A 16593-nucleotide genomic window follows, 5' to 3' on the forward strand; every position below is an offset into this window, starting at 1 on the left:
CCGCAACAGAACCATCGGCTTAACGCCGCGCACCAGGACCGGAGCCTCACCCGAGCGGGACGACGCCGGCGCGCGCGAAGGTGACGACGTCGACCTCCTGCGCCCCCGCCTTGAGAAGCGCCTTCGTTGCCGCCTTCACCGTCGCGCCCGAGGTGTAGACATCGTCGACGAGAAGGATGCGGTGACCGGCGACGACGCCTCTTTGCGCATCGCGCACCTTGAAGGCGCCGCGCAGATTGGCCTGCCGCTCCTTTTGCGACAGACCGACCTGTTGCCGCGTGCGCCGGCTGCGGATGAGCGCCCGCGGCACGAAACGGAGGCCGAGCTCCTCGGCGATGCCCTTGGCGAGCACGGCCGATTGATTGAAACGCCGCTGCCACAGACGCGAGCGGTGGAGCGGCACCGGCACCACGAGCGTGCCCTCGCGGGCGAGGTCTCGCGCCGGTCGCAAAGTCAGCGCGACCAGCGTGCGGGCGACGGCCGCCTGATCGTAATATTTGAACTGATGCACGAGATTGCGCGCCGTTTCGTCGAAGAGGACGGCCGAACGCGCCCGCGAAAACGGCGGCGGATCGGCAATCGCCTGCGCCGACAAAATCCCGTCTCCGAGATCGGCGGCGAAGGGAACGCCGAGCACCGGGCAGAACGGTTCTTCGATGAAGCGCAGCTTCGCCCAGCATTGCGGGCACAAGAGATCATGCGCGCCGACGGCCCGCCGGCAGACCGGGCAGAGCGGCGGCAAAAGCAGATCCGCGACCTGTCTCGCCCCCGCTTTGACGATGTCGCGGAGGCTGCTTCTGGCGCGGACCGGCTCCGATCCCGCCGCACGAAGAGACATGTCCCGTCGCATTGCGCTTCACCATCGCGCGTCTTGCGCTAGAACCCGAGCATGACCGCTCCCCCGATCCTCGACAAGCATCTCCTTCGCCGCCGCGAAGAGCGCGCCGCCCCCGCACCGGAGGGTATCGATTTCCTGATGCAACGGGCGATCGACGAAGTCGCCATGCGCCTTGCCATGGTGGAGCGCCGTTTCGAACGGGGGGTCGCCGCCTTCGGCCGGGGCCCTGCACTTGCAGAGGCCCTTCTGGCAAGCGGCAAGGTGGATCAAATCCTGTCCCTGGAGCAGAGCCTTGCAGCGGCGAGATTGCACACGGCTCAGGTCACCGTCACCGACGACGAGGCGCTGCCGCTTGCGCCCGAAAGCGTCAATCTCTTCGCCTCCGTCCTCAGCCTCCACAACGCCAACGATCTACCGGGCGCCCTCATTCAGATCCGCCGCGCCTTGCAGCCCGACGGTCTCTGCCTCGCCGTCTTTCCGGGCGGCGGGACGCTTGCCGAACTGCGCCATGCCTTCATGCACGCGGAAGCCGAGATGATGGGTGGCGTCAGCCCCCGCGTCATGCCCTTTGCCGATATCCGCGATGTCGGCGCGCTTCTGCAGCGGGCCGGTTTTGCCCTGCCGGTCGTCGACCGCGAAGTGGTGACCGTCCGCTACCGCGAGCCCTTGAAGCTGATGGCGGAGCTGAAGGCGATGGGGGCCTCCAATGTGCTGTCTGAACGCGCGCGCAAACCCGCGACGCGGGCGCTCATCGCCCGTGCAGCGGAAGCCTACCGCGAACTCTACGGCGATGGAGAAGGACGGGTGCCGGCGACGTTCGAGCTTTACGCTGTGTCCGGCTGGGCGCCGCATGAAAGCCAGCAGAAGCCTGCGAAACGCGGTTCGGCGCAGGTGAGTCTTGCCCATCTTCTGGAAGAGAAGAACCGGAAATGAGCGGCCGAGACTGAATGGGCCGAGACTGAATGGGTTGGGAATGAGTGGGCCGGACTGCGCCGGCCGAGAGGCCCGCTTTACCCCCAGCCGATCTCGGCAAAATGCGCCGCGATACCCTCGTAAAGGGCCGTCAGCGCGGGAATGAAAACGCTGAAACCTGCCAGCAGGGCAATGGTGACCAGTGAGCCGATGAGAGCGTATTCGATCGCCGTCGCGCCGGATTCATCACGCCGGAGCGAGGTCAACACCAAAGCGAGTTCGCGCAGGCGCGATCTCAGCATGTCGATCACAACAGATCGAGCAGATGGGAAATCAGCGGTTCGTCAGCTGGCGGCATGGCAAACTCTCTCATCTTTTGCGGCCGGACCCAGCGCAGTTCCTGTCCTTCGAGAGCCTGCGCCACGCCAGACCAGCGTCGGCAGACGTAGAGTGGCATCAGCAGATGAAGATTTGGATAAGCATGGCTGGCGAACGTCAACGGCGCCAGACAGGCTTCCTGCACATCGATCCCGAGTTCTTCGCGCAATTCCCGGATGAGAGCAGCTTCGGGACTTTCGCTTGCCTCGACCTTGCCGCCGGGAAACTCCCACATGCCGCCGAATTCTTTATGGTCCGGGCGACGGGCCAGAAGCACGCGCCCGTCGGGATCGACAAGCGCCACGGCAACGACGAGGAGAAGCTTCATCGCGGCCTCGTTCAGCTGCGATAATCGCCGTTGATGGCGACATATTCCTTGGTGAGGTCGCAGGTCCAGACGGTCGCCTGGCCGGTTCCGAGACCGAGATCGACCTTCACCGCAAGTTCGTCCCCCGTCATATAGGCGGAGGCCGCCTCTTCCGAGTAATCCGGGTCGCGCGCACCGTCGACGGCGACGCGATGCGGACCGAACCAGATGGAAAGCCGGTCGCGGTCGGCGGGCTCGCCCGCCTTGCCGACGGCCATCACCACGCGGCCCCAATTGGCGTCCTCGCCGGCAACGGCCGTCTTCACCAGGGGCGAATTGGCGATCGAAAGCGCGATCGTCTTCGCCGACGCATCTGTTTCGGCGCCCGTCACGGTGACTTCGAGGAATTTGCGCGCGCCTTCCCCGTCCTTCACCACCTGGAAGGCAAGCTCGCGACAGACCTCGGTCAAAGCCTCCATAAAACTCTGAAAATCGCCACTTCCCGGCACGATCTCCGCACCGGCGGTGCCGGTCGCAAAGGCGAGTAGCGTGTCCGACGTGGAGGTATCGCTGTCGACGGTGATCGCGTTGAAGCTCGTTTTCACGGCCTCCGACAAAGCCGTCTGCAAGGCCATCGGCGAAATCTTCGCATCGGTGAAAACGAAGGCGAGCATCGTCGCCATGTCGGGCGCGATCATACCGGCGCCCTTGGCGATGCCCTGCACGTTCACCGTCCGGCCCCCGATCGTCACCTCTTTGTGGGCGAGCTTCGGAAACGTGTCGGTGGTCATGATCGCTTCCGCCGCCTCGCGGAAACGATCGCCGCGTGCCTCTTGAGCGAGCGGGCCGAGATGCCGCCGGAACGGCTCTGGATCGAGCGGCTCGCCGATCACGCCGGTCGAGGCGAGAAAGATGTCTTCCGGCGCGCAGCCGAGCGCCTCGGCAGCCGCCTCTGCGCTCGCCTTCGTCGCGGCCGCGCCCTTGGCGCCGGTAAAAGCGTTGGCATTGCCGGAATTGACCACGAGCCCCGCGGCACGTCCGCGCGGAAGCTGCGCCCGGCACCAATCGACCGGCGCAGACGGGCATTTCGACCGCGTGAAGACACCGGCGACCGTCGCCGGCGGATCGAAGGCGATCAGAAGGAGGTCGGTGCGGCCCTTGTAGCGGATGCCGGCCGCAACCGTCGCAAGCCGAACTCCCTCAAGTTGCGGCAGCTCCGCGAATTCGCGGGGCGCCAGCGGCGAAACGCTTGCGCTCATTCTTACTGGTTCTGTCCCGCATCGGAATCGGAAGGAGCCCCGTCTTCGCCAGCCCCCTCATCGGAAGCGCCCTCTTCGGACGCACCTTCATCGGACCCGGCTTCTCCATCCGCCGCAGGCTCGGCATTCGCCTTGTTGTAGACTTCGATGGTGGTGTCGTCGCGCAGCTTCGTCATCACCTCGTTGAACTTCTGCCGCACCAGAACGCCGCGCAGCTGCTCCTTGATGTCGTCAAGCGGCGGCGGGCTCGACATGCGCTTGTCTTCGAGCTTGATCACGTGCCAGCCGAATTCCGACTTCACCGGCTCCTTGCTGTATTCGCCGGGCTCCAGCGCGAACACGGCCTTGTCGAATTCCGGCACCATGCGGCCTTTCGGGAAATAGCCGAGATCGCCACCCTGCGGGCCGCTCGGACCGGTCGACTTTTCCTTGGCGAGCTCGGCGAAATCCTTGCCGGCATCGAGCTGTTTGATGATCTCTTCGGCTTCTTCCTTGGTCGTCACGAGGATGTGGCGGGCATGCACCTCTTCCTCGGGTTTGAAGCCGGAAATCTGCTTGTCGTACTCCGCCTTCACCTCGTCGTCGGTGACGGCGTTGACGATCTCCTTCTCCACATACTCGTTCCTGAGCGCGCGGGTCTTCAGGAATTCCAGGCGCTGGTCGAAATCGGGGGTCTTGTCGAGACCCTTCTCGCGTGCCGCCTCCGCCAGGAGCTCCATGTCGACGAGGACGTCGACGAGAACGGCGCGCCGGCGCGGGCCGGGCACGCGGTCGAGTTCGTCGGAGAAATCGTTCGCCGCTTCCGACAGATCCTTTTCGGTGATGATCGTATCGCCGACGCGTGCGACGGCATCGGGTGACGGCGCGTCCTGCGCCTGGGCTGACGCCATGAAGGCACCGGTCGCGATGACGAGAGCGGCGAGGGCGCCGCTCGCGCCGCCGATCTTGTACGACGTGTTCCGGATGGTCATGATAGGTCCTCGATCGACATCGGCGCGATGTCTGCGCAAGCGCCGCAGATTGACATGATTCACCTGCGTTCTTATCTCTCCCCCGGCCCGCCGTCCAGAAGCGGGGGCGCCGGCTCGACGGCTTTCAACGCTGATCCCCGCGCCACTTCAGAAGCGATGAGCGGCCTCACGACACGCCGACATCGGTAATTTGCCGACGAAGAGGATGTATTTATGCTGGGCTTGGGCAGTTTGGGCCGCAAGGTCTTTGGCACCCCGTCGGACCGCCGCGTCAAAAAGTATCGTCCCCTCGTCGATCAGATCAATGCGCTCGAGGACGAGACGGCAAGGCTGAGCGACGAAGAGCTCGCCGGCCGCACGCTGGAATTTCGCCAGCAGCTCGAAAACGGCGCCAAAGTCGACGATCTCCTGGTGCCGGCCTTCGCCACCGTGCGCGAGGCGGCCAAGCGCGTTCTCGGCCAGCGCCCCTTCGACGTGCAGCTCATCGGCGGCATGGTTTTGAACGAAGGCGCCATCTCCGAAATGAAGACGGGTGAAGGCAAGACGCTCGTCGCCACCCTGCCGGTCTATTTGAACGCGCTCACCGGCAAGGGCGTCCACGTCGTCACCGTCAACGATTATCTGGCGAGCCGTGACGCGGACTGGATGGGCCGCATCTACCGCTTCCTCGGCCTGTCCGTCGGCGTCATCGTCCACGGCCTGTCGCAGGACGAGCGCCGCCGCGCCTACCGCGCCGACGTCACCTACGGCACCAACAACGAATTCGGCTTCGACTATCTGCGCGACAATATGGAATACGACCTCGGTGCCATGGTGCAGCGCGGGCACCATTACGCCATCGTCGACGAGGTGGATTCCATCCTGATCGACGAGGCGCGCACGCCGCTCATCATCTCCGGTCCGGTGGAAGACAAATCGGAGCTCTATCAGGCGATCGACGCCATCATCCCGCAGCTGAAGCCGGAAGATTACGAGATCGACGAGAAGGTCCGCTCCGCCACGCTCACCGAAGACGGCACCGAGCATGCCGAGCGTCTCCTGGAGGCGGCCGGCCTCCTGAAGGGCGACAACCTCTATGACGTGGAAAACGTCGCCGTCGTCCATCACCTCAACAACGCCTTGAAGGCGCACAAGATCTTCCAGCGCGACAAGGATTACATCGTCAAGAACGGCCAGGTCGTCATCATCGACGAATTCACCGGCCGCATGATGGAAGGTCGGCGCTATTCGGAAGGCCTGCACCAGGCGCTCGAGGCCAAGGAGCACGTCAAGATCCAGCCGGAGAACCAGACGCTCGCCTCCATCACCTTCCAGAATTATTTCCGCCTCTACGAAAAGCTCGCCGGCATGACCGGCACGGCGATGACGGAAGCCGACGAGTTCATGGACATCTACGGCCTCGACGTCGTCGAGGTGCCGACCAATGTCCCGGTCGCCCGCATCGACGAGGACGACCAGGTCTTCCGCACGGTGGAAGAAAAATACGCCGCGATCATCGAGACGATCAAAGATTGCCGCGAGCGCGGTCAGCCGGTTCTCGTCGGCACCACCTCGATCGAAAAGTCGGAGCTTCTGGCGGAGCGCCTGAAGACGAGCGGCGTCAAGGACTTCAACATCCTCAACGCCCGCCATCACGAGCAGGAAGCCATCATCATCTCCCAGGCCGGCAAGCCCGGCGCCATCACCATCGCCACCAACATGGCCGGCCGCGGCACCGACATTCAGCTCGGCGGCAATGTCGACATGCGCCTCGCGGCAGAGCTCGGCGAGATGGAGGAAGGGCCGGAGCGCGACGCCAAGACCCAGGCGATCAAGGCCGATCTGGAACGCATGAAGCGCGAGGCGCTCGATGCCGGCGGCCTGATGGTGCTCGCCACCGAGCGCCACGAAAGCCGGCGCATCGACAATCAGCTCCGCGGCCGTTCCGGCCGTCAGGGCGACCCCGGCCGTTCGCAATTCTATCTGTCCCTGCAGGACGATCTGATGCGCATCTTCGGCTCCGACCGCATGGACGGGATGCTGACGAAGCTCGGCCTCAAGGAGGGCGAGGCGATCGTCCATCCCTGGATCAACAAGGCCTTGGAGCGGGCGCAGAGCAAGGTCGAGGCGCACAACTTCGACATCCGCAAGAACCTTCTCAAATACGACGACGTCATGAACGACCAGCGCAAGGTCGTGTTCGAGCAGCGCATCGATCTGATGCGCCAGGAGGAGACGGCGGAGACCGTCCGCGACATGCGCCACGAGACGATCGACGAGATCGTCTCCAAGCACATCCCCGAGCGCGCCTATGCCGAGCAATGGGATGTGGAGGGCCTGAAGGCGGAAGTCGCACAGATCCTCGCCCTCGATCTGCCGATCGACGAATGGGCGGCGGAGGAAGGCATCGCCGATGCGGAGATGCGCGAGCGCATCGAAAAGGCCGGCGACGAGCTGATGGCCCGCAAGGCGAGCCGTTTCGGCCCCGAGCTCATGCGCATGGTGGAAAAGCAGATCCTCCTGCGCACGCTCGATCAGCTCTGGCGCGAACATCTGGCACAGCTCGATCAGCTGCGCTCCGTCATCGGCTTCCGCGGCTACGGCCAGCGCGATCCGTTGAACGAGTACAAGACCGAGGGCTTCGAGCTCTTCGAGGCGATGCTGTCGGAGCTTCGCCGTGCCGTCACCGCACAGCTCATGCATGTCGAGCTCGCCGAGCGTGAGCCGCTTGAAGAAACGCTGCGCCCGCCGGAGGGCATCGCCCATCACGTCGATGCAACCACCGGCGAGGATGAATTCGAGATGACCGATGGCGGCGGATCGGAGAGAGCCGGCGCCGGCGCGCTTCCCGTCGGTGCGGGTGCGGTCGCCGCAAGCAGTGCTTACGCCGGCGGCGAAGGCGCAGGCGCGGCCACGATCGACCCGGACGACCCCTCCACCTGGGGCAAGGTCGGGCGCAACTCGCCCTGCCCGTGCGGCTCCGGCAAGAAGTTCAAGCACTGCCACGGCGCGCTCGTCTAAAGAGCCCTCCCCTACAACCAGCGCTCTAGCCGGCCCACCCACGGCCGGCTAGAATTGTTTTGAACATCAGCTCAGGATGACATCCCCGCTCGTGCCACAGGCGCGGGCGGCTCTCGGTGTCGGCCAAGGATCTTTCATGTCCTCAAGCACACTCGTCGACAGCGTCACCTCCTGGCTGGTCGAGCAGGCCTTTGGCGAGCCCGACCCGACCGAGCTTTTTCAAGGCATGTGCGACCGCATCTTCGGCGTCGGCATCCCGATCGGCCGCGCCATGGTCAATTGGACCACGCTCCACCCGCTCTTTCAGGTGGAAGCGGTCATCTGGCGCGAGGGCCAGGAAGTGGCCTTCGAGCAGATCGCCTACAATCCCGAGCCCGACCATATCAGCGAGGCGTGGCGGCAAAGCCCCTTCAAGGTGCTTGCAGAGAGCGGCGGCGACGTTTTCCGCCGCGCCCTCCAGGGGCCGGAGAAACTCGTCGATTTTCCTGTCCTGCAGGAATTCGCCGACGAAGGTTTCACCGATTATGTCGCCTTTGCGATTGATCTCGCCATCCCCGGCACCGGCCTGGCGAATTCACGCAGCGGCATCATCGTCTCGTATTGCTGCACCCGCCCGACCGGCTTTTCGGATGGCGAGATCGCGGCGCTTCAGCGTGTCACCCGCCGCTTCGCCCTCTCCGGCAAGGTGATGATCCTGTCGCGCATGGCCGATACGATCGCAGAAACCTATCTCGGCCATCGCGCCGGTCCGCGCGTGCTCGGCGGCCAGATCCATCGCGGCGACGGCGAAACCGTGCCGGCGATCATCCTCTACAGCGACCTCAGAAATTCGACCGCCTTCGCCGAGCGCATCCCGCGCGCCGATTACATCGACCTGTTGAATTCCTATTTCGATTGCATCGCCGCCTCCATCGAAGAGGAAGGCGGCGACATCCTGAATTTCATCGGCGACGCCGTGATCGCGCTGTTCTCGCTCGATTGCTGGGCATCGGAAACGGAAGCGGCGCAGGCGGCAAGCCGCGCCATCGAAAAGGGCTGGCAGAAGCTCGCGCTCTTGAACGAGGCCCGAATCGCGGCCGGTGAAGAGCCGCTCGATTACGGCGTCGGGCTGACGCGCGGCAACGTCATGTTCGGCAATATCGGCACGGCCTCGCGTCTGTCGTTTTCGGTGATCGGCCCGATCGTCAATCAGGTTGCGCGCGTTCAGGCGATGACCAAGGTTTTCGGCGTGCCGGCGCTTGCCGTCCAGAAAGTCGCGGACCACGCCCCCGCCCATTGGACGCCCCTCGGCGAACACACGCTCAGGGGCTTTTCGGAGCCCGTGGCGCTCTATGCCTGGGCGGGGCCGACACCGCACCGCCTCCCCGAGCCGGTCATGGAAACCGGGGATCCGAGCGCACTCTCGAAAAAGCGCGCCCATCGCCCGCGCGAAAGCGCCGCCGAAATGGATTTCCTGGCCAACCGCGCCGTCCGCGCCAAGGGGTAAGATTACCGGAGAGCGTCTATCTTTCTCTCCCCATAGCGCCAGAGATCATTGCTTCGCACCGCACCAGACGACGCGTGGTGGAGATGCACGTCGGGAAAGAGCAGGCAAGAGTCACCTTCAGAACAGGCGGCTCAGCACGCTTCAGCTGAAGGCCCAGGTTGCCCACACTCCCACGATGATGGCCGCAAGCCACATCGCACGCTCGATCAAGAGTCCTCTTCGTCGCCTCAGAGCATATCGCCTGAGGATCGGCTCGCTTGCAGTAAATTCATTATATCCCTCAACGATCTCTGTGAGATGATCGTTTTCGAGGGTCTCATAGATCCTGGCGCGATTTTCTCGGTCCTCCCGAGAAATCGAAATCAGCCGCCGGGTGACATCCAGTCTGGATTTCAGCTTTGAGAATGAGGGAAAGCCTTCGAGGACGGCTTCCGGCCCAAGTTTGTCGACCGCAATCGCAAGGTCCGCGGCAATCTTGGAGGTCGCAGCATCAATCGCGTCGTGGCGTGCGCGACTGCAGTCGAAATAGGCATCCCGCAGGAGAGCGATAGCCTCCGGATCCTCCCCGTCAGGTAGGCGCTGTATCGCCTCCACGATGCGCCGACCAGCGTAACGAAGCTCGTAAATAGCGGGATTGATGATCTCGCCATTTACTTGCTCGGCCAGCTTTATGGCCTTTTCAGCTCGATTCCACTCGTCACAGACGAGGCCGAGCTGCTTTTCCGCGTCACCCCCCAGTTCCACGACAACAACAGCCTCAATCAGAGGGCATCGCTCGCCGAAGCGAATCCATCGCCTTGTCGGCGTCCCGTGATTGTTTGAGGAGCTGCGGCATGGTCATGGACCAGCCGTTTTGCGCTGAAACGTTCCCACGCGACTGCTTCTTGATAATGCGATCGGTCGCGGCAGCTTTCGCGTTGTCGTAGTCCTTCAGCGTCGCCCATTCGAAGATTCGAAATGTCATCACGGTGCATAAATAGGAATCGCAGGCGCCTTGCGCCAGCATGACTCCCCCTCCAGACGATAGCGGGTCACCTACACGGTATTTGCGCATGGGGCACGAAGTCACGCAACGTATTTTCGGCCACACTTGTAAGCAACTCTCCGCCACCGCATTGTTCGGCGGCTCATAAGCAGCGCCACATCGCTGGCACGTTGTGCGCGAGCCCATCGGCCCGCAATACACCCGCTTTTCGCCGATCCAGCACCGGCAGTGGCGTTATTGGTCGCTCGAGGAGAGCACGTGATCGATGCGAAAGATACCGATAGGCGCCCTGACGATGACCGAGTGGATTGCTGTATTCCTCTTGGAGAAGGCATCGCCGTCTCGATAAGCCCCGTCTCCCGCGCGGATCCAAACACCCCTTCTGAGCTCTGAGAAATCCATGCCCGCCACGATCTCCCCTTACGAGAAAGCCGACCAGCAGGGCGTGCTCGATCTCATCCTGCCGATCCAGCAGCGCGAATTTGCGATCCCGATCACGCTGGAGGAACAGCCGGATCTTCTCGCCATCGAGAGTTTCTACCGGGTCGGCAAGGGCGATTTCTGGGTGGCGAAGGAGGGGGAGCGCGTCGTCGGCACGATCGCGCTCAAGGACATCGGCGACAACCAGGCCGCTTTGCGCAAGATGTTCGTGGCGGCGACCCATCGCGGTCGCCCGCACTCCGTCTCCTCAGGGCTCTTGCAAACCGCGCTCGCCGCCGCGGCGGAACGCGGCCTCGCCGAGATCTTCCTCGGCACGACGGCAAAGTTTCTCGCGGCCCACCGCTTCTATGAGAAGAACGGCTTTGCGGAGATCGACAAGACCGAACTGCCGCCAGCCTTCCCGCTCGTCGACGTCGATACGAGATTCTACCGGATCGCGATCCCCCCTCCTCCCACACCTCCGCAATCCGATGAGGGGCATCTGCCTGCGGGCGGCTAAATCGCCCTCCCTGAACGGCCTCCCTGTCCCTCACACTCTGTGAGAGCGACCCATCGGCCGAACGGCAGCCGTCCGTGCCCGCACACCACGCACGCCGAGCGGATTTCGAAGCCGATCCTTGAAATGTAAAACGTACGTTTTACATGCCCTGCGATGGAAACGAAAACCCGGATCCTCGCCGCCGCCGAACAGCTCTTCGACCTGAACGGTTTCACCGCCACCGGAATGGACCGGCTGACGCAAGCCGCCGGCATGTCCACGCGCACCCTCTACAAGCACGCCGGCAGCAAAACCGACCTGATGGCCGCCGTCCTCGCCGAGCGCGATCACCGCTTCATGCGCACGTTCAAGGGCGTCGAGAGCGTCGACGGCATCTTTGCGGCTTTGGAGACGTGGGTGCGGGAAGAAGGCGCCCGCGGCTGCCTTTTCCTGCGAGCCTTCGGAGAGACCGGCGGCAACATCCCGGAAGTGCGTGCCGCCGTTCTCGCCCACAAAGAAACCTTCCGCAAACGCCTGACCGAGATCCTCGTGACCGAACTCGGCGAGGCGGCAAGCGCGCACCTCACGGAAGAGATCCTGGTTCTCTACGAGGGCGCCACGGCAGCCTCGGTCTATCGGGGCCCGGCCGCGGTCGCGGCGGCACGCCGGGCAGCGGCAATCCTTGTCGCCGACGCTGACGCCGGACAACGCCCGTGAACCCGGCCCTTCGCCTGGGCGCCGTCGGTTTCGGCCTGATCGCCGTCTGTTACGGCTTTGCGCGTTTCGCCTTCGGTCTGTTTCTGCCGGAGGTCGATGCCGATCTATCGCTCGGCCCGGCGCTGTCTGGCGTCCTCTCGGGCGGATCCTTTCTCGGCTATTGCCTCACGATCATTGCCTCGGCCGTCCTCACCGAGCGTTTCGGGGCGCGCGCCGTGGCGATTGCGGCGGCCCTCGTCGCCGCGGCCGGCATGGCCGCGATCGCCGCCGCGCCCAATGCCGCCTGGCTGGCCGGCGCCGTGCTTTTGGCAGGGTCGAGCACCGGCCTCGCCTCTCCGCCCATGGCCGCGGCCGTCGCTGCCGCGGTCCGGGCCGAGCGGCAGGACGCCACCAACACCGCGATCAATGCGGGCACCAGTGCTGGTGTCGCACTCTCCGGCCCCGTCGCCCTGGCGATCGGCGGGGAATGGCGTCTCGCCTTTGCGGGCTTCGCCGCACTTGCCGTTGTCGTGGCGCTCGCAGCCGCTGTCGCGGTTCCGTCGACGCGGCGCAACTCCGCGAAAGGCAGTCACCTGCCACCCGTAACCGGACCTTTGATGCGCCTCGTCGCAGCCTCTTTCCTCATGGGCGCCGCAAGCACCTCCCTCTGGTCCTTCGGCGGCGAGCTCGCATCGCAAAGGCTCGGCTGGGGCACGAGCGGCATCGGCGTTTTGTGGACCGCCATCGGCATTGCGGGAATTGCCGGCGCCTCGGCCGGCGCCCTGGTGAAACGCTTCGGCATCGACCGGACGCATCGCGCCTTTCTGGCGATGATGGCGCTCGGCATCCTCGCGACTGGCTCGGCCCTCACCACCCCCGCAACGACGCTCGCAGGCGGCGCTCTCTTCGGCGCAGCCTATGTGATGCTGACCGGAATCTACCTCGTCTGGGGTGTGGCGGCGCTTTCCGATCGCCCGGCGACGGGGCTGATGATCGGCTTTCTCACCATCGCCATCGGCCAGACGGCGGGAGCGCCCCTCTTCGGTTTCATCCTGGACGCCTTCGGGCCGGATCAGGCGGTCATCGTCTTTGCCGCTATCGGGCTCGCGGCCGGGATGATGGGCTACGAGCGCGTCGGCCTTTTCGGGGCTCCGGCCGCCCGAAGATGCACCGAGGCCCGATAAGGCCGCGGCCGAAAGCCCGCGCCACTTTAAGCCCGGATCGCGCGTGAACGGCATAGCGGGCGAAAACCGGGGGTCGCGACAATGCCCCACGGCAGCGCCGAGAATGCGCGAGAGAAACCGGAGAATGAGCGTGCGCCAAACAAAAAACGGCGCGGTCGCCCGCGCCGTTTTTGTGCGTTGAAGCCATCTTTTGAAATCGCTGGCCTGGCCCGGAAGGCCGCGGCCAGCGAGGCGCGCGCTACCAGACCTTCTTGATCAACCTCGACAGGAGGCCGGCGTCCTCTTCCTGCTGCGGCGCGTAGGCGGTCGCCATCGGGGGCTCTCCGCCCGTCGGCGTCTCGGAGGCGACCTGCGTCTGCGCACCCGTCTTGCCGCTTTCGGAACGTTCCGGAATGCTCGCCGTCATCACAGGCGCATCGGCCGGCGTCGACATCGGGGCATTCTGCGGAGCGCTCGGCGTCGCCGCCTCGGCCGGCATCGTGCCGCGGGCAAGCGCCAGAAGCGTCGGCGGTACTTCGTTCTTCTGCCGCGGATCGCGCATCAGGTCGGCGACGGCGATCTTGGCATAGTCGCGGTCGTTGAGATTGCTCGCGATCTTGTCTTCGCGCAGCTCGTCCTCGGCGCGCTTCTTGGCGACCGCGAGACGAACCGAATCGTCCACCTTCGGGGCGCAGGAGGCGCTCGGCGAATAGCTCATCCCGGCCTGGCGCTCGGTGCCGAAGACATACTGCTTCGAGCACACGGCGACTTTCGGCTCCTGGCGGGTGAGTTCGAAGACGTCGCTGCCTTCCTTCAGCATCTTCCAGAAGGCGTAATTCTCATTGCGGCGATGCTTGGCGAGATTTTCCGGCGTCATGCGGAACGGGAAGGCATGCACCTGGAAGGATTTCTGGCCGCCCTGAAAGGCGAGCCGCGCCAGCGTGTAGATTTCCTGGATCTGGTCGTCGTCCATGGCATAGCAGCCGCGCGACGAGCAGGCGCCGTGCACCATGAGATGCGAGCCGGTGCGCCCGAGCGAACGGTCATAGGCGTTCGGGTAGCCCATGTTGAACGACAGATAATAGGAGGAGTTCGGGTTCAGCTGCGCCGGCGTGATGGTATAAAAACCTTCCGGCGCCTGGCGGTCGCCCTCCTGCTGCTTCGGCCCGAGCTTACCCGACCATTTGCAGATGTCGTAGGTTTTGAGGAGCGCGTAGCGGCCGGTCGCCTTCTCCTGCTTCCACACCTCGAGCTCCGATTCCTCCTTGAACAGGCGAACCAGGATCGGGCTCGTTTCGCTCATGCCTTTTTTGGCGATGAGCGATTTGGTGGAATGCGAAAGCGGCCGAAGATGTTTGGCCATGCCCTCGAAATCGTTGCAGCCGGCCAGGATGAGTACCGCCAGACCTGTAACGATGAAAGCCGCGACGCGCGCAGCGCGTGAAAACAGTGCTGTCATCATGACCCGAAGAGCCTCTTCCCCTGTCTCTTGCGGATTTCTAAAGGCATATCGTTGCCGGGAGGTTTAAGCCAACGAAATGCGGCGATTTCCTGCTGGAGAGACCGCGAATTTCGCCGAGTGTGACGGAATCGTCGCAGACACCGCGAATTTCGCGGTGTCTGGCACTTTTCCCCGGTCAAATTGGCCAAAACTCTCCCGACGCGGCTCAAGACCGCGGAATCAGCCGAGACTGCGTCCGATCGCCAGGAATTTTTCCCGTCGCTGCAGCCGGATATCGTGCGCCGGCAGGCCGCGGAATTCGCCGAGCGCGCCGGCTATGACGTCGCCCACGGCGGCGATCACGGCGTCCGGATCGCGGTGCGCACCGCCCACCGGCTCGTTGATGATAGAGTCTATCACCTTGAGATTCTTGAGATCTTCGGCCGTCACCTTCATCGCGGTGGCGGCCTCTTCGGCGCGCGTGGAATCCCGCCACAGGATCGATGCGGCGCCTTCCGGCGAAATCACCGAATAGATCGCATGCTCGAGCATATAGACGCGATTGGCCGTCGCGAGCGCGATCGCGCCCCCCGATCCGCCCTCTCCGATGATGACGGAGACATTCGGCACGCCGAGCCCGAGACAGGCTTCCGTGGAGCGCGCGATCGCCTCTGCCTGGCCGCGTTCCTCAGCCCCGATCCCCGGGTAAGCCCCTGCCGTATCTACGAAAGCGATCACCGGCAGGCCAAAACGATCGGCCATTTCCATGAGCCTGACCGCCTTGCGATAGCCCTCCGGCCGGCCCATGCCGAAATTGTGTTTAAGCCGCGACTGCGTGTCGAAACCCTTCTCCTGGCCGAGGACAGCCACAGGCTCGCCACGGAACCGCCCGAGACCGGCGAGGACCGCGCGGTCCTCGGCAAATTTCCGGTCGCCGGCAAGCAGCGTGAAATCCTTGATCAGCGAGGAGATGTAACGGCTCGCATGCGGCCGGTCGGGATGGCGGGCGACGAGCGCCTTCTGCCAGGGCGTCAACTTGGCGTAGAGGCCCTTCAGCGCATCCCGCGCTTTGGTTTCCAGATTGGCGATTTCCTCGTCGGTGGAAACGCTGTCATCACTTTCCTGCAGCCGACGCAGCTCCTGAATCTGGCCTTCGAGGTCGGCAACGGGTTTTTCGAAATCGAGGAAGTGGCGCATGTAAGGCAGTTGATCCTTAAGGTGGCCGCAAACTGGCGATGGGGCGTTGTCAAGTCAAGCGGAGGCGACAATCGGCCCCCATCTCATCGCCAGCCGGCTTTGAGGGCGACATCATCAGCGCATGCGCTCGAGAGGGTGATGCTCCTGGACGAGCGTCTTCATGCGCTCCTCCAGAATATGGGTATAAATCTGTGTGGTCGAAATGTCGGCATGGCCGAGCAATGTCTGCACGGCCCTGAGATCGGCGCCGCCTGACAGGAGATGCGTCGCGAAAGCATGACGCAAGACATGGGGCGACAGGCGCGCGGGCGATATGCCGGCCTCAATGCCGACATCCTTCAAGTCGCGCGCGAAAGCCTGGCGCGTCAGATGCCCGCAGGCCGACGCCGCCGGAAACAGAAACGGGCTTCGGCCCGCCTGCCGCTCATCGAGGAGTGCACGGTAAGCGCGCATCGAAAGGCGGGCGTCTTCGTTCAAAGGCACGAGCCGCTCACGCCCCCCTTTGCCGGTCACGATCAGGAAAGGGCGCTCGCCGGTCGCCGCACTCGCCGGCAGCCCGACGAGTTCCGAAACCCGAAGGCCGGTGGCATAAAGAAGCTCCAGAAGCGCCCGCGTGCGTGCCGCGGCCAGGCGCCGTGCGGGCGGCGCCTCGCGACCTGCCCGCGCGCGTGCCGTATCCAGCAAGGTACCAACCTCTTCGACGGACAAGGTCTTTGGCAGGCCGCGCCGTGGCTTCGGACGATCGAGGACGATCGTCGGATCGTCGCTGCGCAACCCTTCGGACAGGAGGAAGCGAAAGAACTGGCGCAGCGCAGAAACCCGTCGGCTCTGTGTCGCCGGGCTCATGCCGCGTGCTGCAAGTGTGGCGATATAGTCGCGCACCCCGTCGCCGCCGACCTCGCGCAGGTCGCTGACGGTGCCAAGCGCATCGAGAAGGTCGCGCCGATAGGCCGCAAGCGTATTGGCGGAAGCCCCGCGCTCAGCCGCCAGCATCTCCAGAAACGCTTCGATATCCAGAAGATCGCGCGGTCGGCGCGGGCG

General features: G+C 64.3%; 16 protein-coding genes. 6 read left to right on the forward strand and 10 right to left on the reverse strand.

The genetic code is table 11. The annotated features are described in order from the left end of the window. Nucleotides 1-46: 46 nt before the first annotated feature. Nucleotides 47-838 carry a ComF family protein gene (locus NYQ83_RS13170; protein WP_261215234.1) on the reverse strand — a complete coding sequence of 264 codons (792 nt, stop codon included), beginning with the start codon at nucleotides 836-838 and terminating at the stop codon, nucleotides 47-49. A 51-nt stretch (nucleotides 839-889) separates the two neighbouring features. On the opposite strand from NYQ83_RS13170, the gene NYQ83_RS13175 reads away from it, so the two are divergent. Continuing rightward, complete coding sequence (locus NYQ83_RS13175; protein ID WP_261215235.1) at nucleotides 890-1771, forward strand: methyltransferase domain-containing protein; 882 nt, start codon at nucleotides 890-892, stop codon at nucleotides 1769-1771. Between the two features lie 77 nt (nucleotides 1772-1848). On the opposite strand, the gene NYQ83_RS13180 is transcribed toward NYQ83_RS13175, so the two are convergent. From NYQ83_RS13180 to NYQ83_RS13195, 4 genes are read right to left on the reverse strand one after another with little or no spacing between them, the layout of a single operon-like run. Beyond that, nucleotides 1849-2052, reverse strand: a complete 204-nt coding sequence (locus NYQ83_RS13180) for a Flp family type IVb pilin (RefSeq protein WP_128290912.1) — start codon at nucleotides 2050-2052, stop codon at nucleotides 1849-1851. A gap of 5 nt (nucleotides 2053-2057) precedes the next feature. Continuing rightward, nucleotides 2058-2456, reverse strand: coding sequence for an 8-oxo-dGTP diphosphatase MutT (gene mutT / locus NYQ83_RS13185; RefSeq protein ID WP_128290911.1), 399 nt, complete (start codon nucleotides 2454-2456; stop codon nucleotides 2058-2060). A gap of 11 nt (nucleotides 2457-2467) precedes the next feature. Beyond that, entirely contained in the window at nucleotides 2468-3694 is a 1227-nt protein-coding gene (gene argJ, locus NYQ83_RS13190) for a bifunctional glutamate N-acetyltransferase/amino-acid acetyltransferase ArgJ (RefSeq protein ID WP_261215238.1), read from the reverse strand. 2 nt (nucleotides 3695-3696) lie between these two features. Then, complete coding sequence (locus tag NYQ83_RS13195; protein ID WP_261215239.1) at nucleotides 3697-4665, reverse strand: peptidylprolyl isomerase; 969 nt, start codon at nucleotides 4663-4665, stop codon at nucleotides 3697-3699. 213 nt (nucleotides 4666-4878) lie between these two features. On the opposite strand from NYQ83_RS13195, the gene secA reads away from it, so the two are divergent. Together secA and NYQ83_RS13205 are read left to right on the forward strand one after the other, a co-directional pair. After that, entirely contained in the window at nucleotides 4879-7665 is a 2787-nt protein-coding gene (gene secA, locus NYQ83_RS13200) for a preprotein translocase subunit SecA (RefSeq protein WP_261215240.1), read from the forward strand. Between the two features lie 136 nt (nucleotides 7666-7801). Next, nucleotides 7802-9151: an adenylate/guanylate cyclase domain-containing protein gene (locus NYQ83_RS13205; protein WP_261215241.1), complete on the forward strand. Its 1350-nt coding sequence runs from the start codon at nucleotides 7802-7804 to the stop codon at nucleotides 9149-9151. Nucleotides 9152-9292: 141 nt separating this feature from the next. Here NYQ83_RS13205 and NYQ83_RS13210 read toward each other — a convergent pair whose 3' ends face one another. Both NYQ83_RS13210 and NYQ83_RS13215 read right to left on the reverse strand, forming a co-directional pair. After that, nucleotides 9293-9895 (reverse strand): hypothetical protein, encoded by a 603-nt coding sequence (locus NYQ83_RS13210; RefSeq protein ID WP_261215242.1) that lies wholly within the window; start codon nucleotides 9893-9895, stop codon nucleotides 9293-9295. A 13-nt stretch (nucleotides 9896-9908) separates the two neighbouring features. Then, a complete protein-coding gene (locus NYQ83_RS13215) occupies nucleotides 9909-10157 on the reverse strand; it encodes a hypothetical protein (protein ID WP_234629146.1) in 249 nt (82 codons plus the stop codon). Between the two features lie 379 nt (nucleotides 10158-10536). Between NYQ83_RS13215 and NYQ83_RS13220 the strand changes: the two genes are divergently transcribed. The 3 genes from NYQ83_RS13220 (at nucleotide 10537) to NYQ83_RS13230 (ending at nucleotide 12935) form a co-directional block, all read left to right on the forward strand. Then, on the forward strand, nucleotides 10537-11076 hold the full coding sequence (locus NYQ83_RS13220; protein ID WP_261215243.1) for a GNAT family N-acetyltransferase: 540 nt from the start codon (nucleotides 10537-10539) through the stop codon (nucleotides 11074-11076). Between the two features lie 153 nt (nucleotides 11077-11229). Continuing rightward, nucleotides 11230-11772, forward strand: a complete 543-nt coding sequence (locus tag NYQ83_RS13225) for a TetR/AcrR family transcriptional regulator (protein ID WP_261215244.1) — start codon at nucleotides 11230-11232, stop codon at nucleotides 11770-11772. Beyond that, the gene (locus NYQ83_RS13230; RefSeq protein ID WP_261215246.1) at nucleotides 11769-12935 is read left to right on the forward strand and encodes an MFS transporter; all 1167 of its coding nucleotides are present in this window, start codon (nucleotides 11769-11771) and stop codon (nucleotides 12933-12935) included. The genes NYQ83_RS13225 and NYQ83_RS13230 overlap by 4 nt, the downstream gene beginning before the upstream one ends. Before the next feature lie 238 nt (nucleotides 12936-13173). Here NYQ83_RS13230 and NYQ83_RS13235 read toward each other — a convergent pair whose 3' ends face one another. The 3 genes from NYQ83_RS13235 to NYQ83_RS13245 form a co-directional block, all read right to left on the reverse strand. Beyond that, nucleotides 13174-14376: a L,D-transpeptidase family protein gene (locus NYQ83_RS13235; protein WP_261215247.1), complete on the reverse strand. Its 1203-nt coding sequence runs from the start codon at nucleotides 14374-14376 to the stop codon at nucleotides 13174-13176. Nucleotides 14377-14595: 219 nt separating this feature from the next. Beyond that, on the reverse strand, nucleotides 14596-15552 hold the full coding sequence (locus NYQ83_RS13240; protein WP_261215249.1) for an acetyl-CoA carboxylase carboxyltransferase subunit alpha: 957 nt from the start codon (nucleotides 15550-15552) through the stop codon (nucleotides 14596-14598). Nucleotides 15553-15666: 114 nt separating this feature from the next. Beyond that, nucleotides 15667-16569, reverse strand: coding sequence for a site-specific tyrosine recombinase XerD (locus NYQ83_RS13245; RefSeq protein ID WP_261216168.1), 903 nt, complete (start codon nucleotides 16567-16569; stop codon nucleotides 15667-15669). Between the last annotated feature and the right edge of the window lie 24 nt (nucleotides 16570-16593).

It is taken from the genome of Afifella sp. JA880, from assembly GCF_025379905.1.
Taxonomy (GTDB): domain Bacteria; phylum Pseudomonadota; class Alphaproteobacteria; order Rhizobiales; family Afifellaceae; genus Afifella; species Afifella aestuarii.

Excerpts from the sequence above, each read along its gene's own strand:
- NYQ83_RS13235 (WP_261215247.1), bottom strand. The coding sequence starts at position 14,376 with ATGATGACAGCACTGTTTTCACGCGCTGCGCGCGTCGCGGCTTTCATC.
- NYQ83_RS13240 (WP_261215249.1), bottom strand. The coding sequence starts at position 15,552 with ATGCGCCACTTCCTCGATTTCGAAAAACCCGTTGCCGACCTCGAAGGC.
- secA (WP_261215240.1), top strand. The coding sequence starts at position 4,879 with ATGCTGGGCTTGGGCAGTTTGGGCCGCAAGGTCTTTGGCACCCCGTCG.
- NYQ83_RS13170 (WP_261215234.1), bottom strand. The coding sequence starts at position 838 with ATGTCTCTTCGTGCGGCGGGATCGGAGCCGGTCCGCGCCAGAAGCAGC.
- NYQ83_RS13195 (WP_261215239.1), bottom strand. The coding sequence starts at position 4,665 with ATGACCATCCGGAACACGTCGTACAAGATCGGCGGCGCGAGCGGCGCC.
- NYQ83_RS13215 (WP_234629146.1), bottom strand. The coding sequence starts at position 10,157 with ATGCTGGCGCAAGGCGCCTGCGATTCCTATTTATGCACCGTGATGACA.
- NYQ83_RS13220 (WP_261215243.1), top strand. The coding sequence starts at position 10,537 with ATGCCCGCCACGATCTCCCCTTACGAGAAAGCCGACCAGCAGGGCGTG.
- NYQ83_RS13205 (WP_261215241.1), top strand. The coding sequence starts at position 7,802 with ATGTCCTCAAGCACACTCGTCGACAGCGTCACCTCCTGGCTGGTCGAG.
- mutT (WP_128290911.1), bottom strand. The coding sequence starts at position 2,456 with ATGAAGCTTCTCCTCGTCGTTGCCGTGGCGCTTGTCGATCCCGACGGG.
- argJ (WP_261215238.1), bottom strand. The coding sequence starts at position 3,694 with ATGAGCGCAAGCGTTTCGCCGCTGGCGCCCCGCGAATTCGCGGAGCTG.
- NYQ83_RS13180 (WP_128290912.1), bottom strand. The coding sequence starts at position 2,052 with ATGCTGAGATCGCGCCTGCGCGAACTCGCTTTGGTGTTGACCTCGCTC.
- NYQ83_RS13175 (WP_261215235.1), top strand. The coding sequence starts at position 890 with ATGACCGCTCCCCCGATCCTCGACAAGCATCTCCTTCGCCGCCGCGAA.
- NYQ83_RS13225 (WP_261215244.1), top strand. The coding sequence starts at position 11,230 with ATGGAAACGAAAACCCGGATCCTCGCCGCCGCCGAACAGCTCTTCGAC.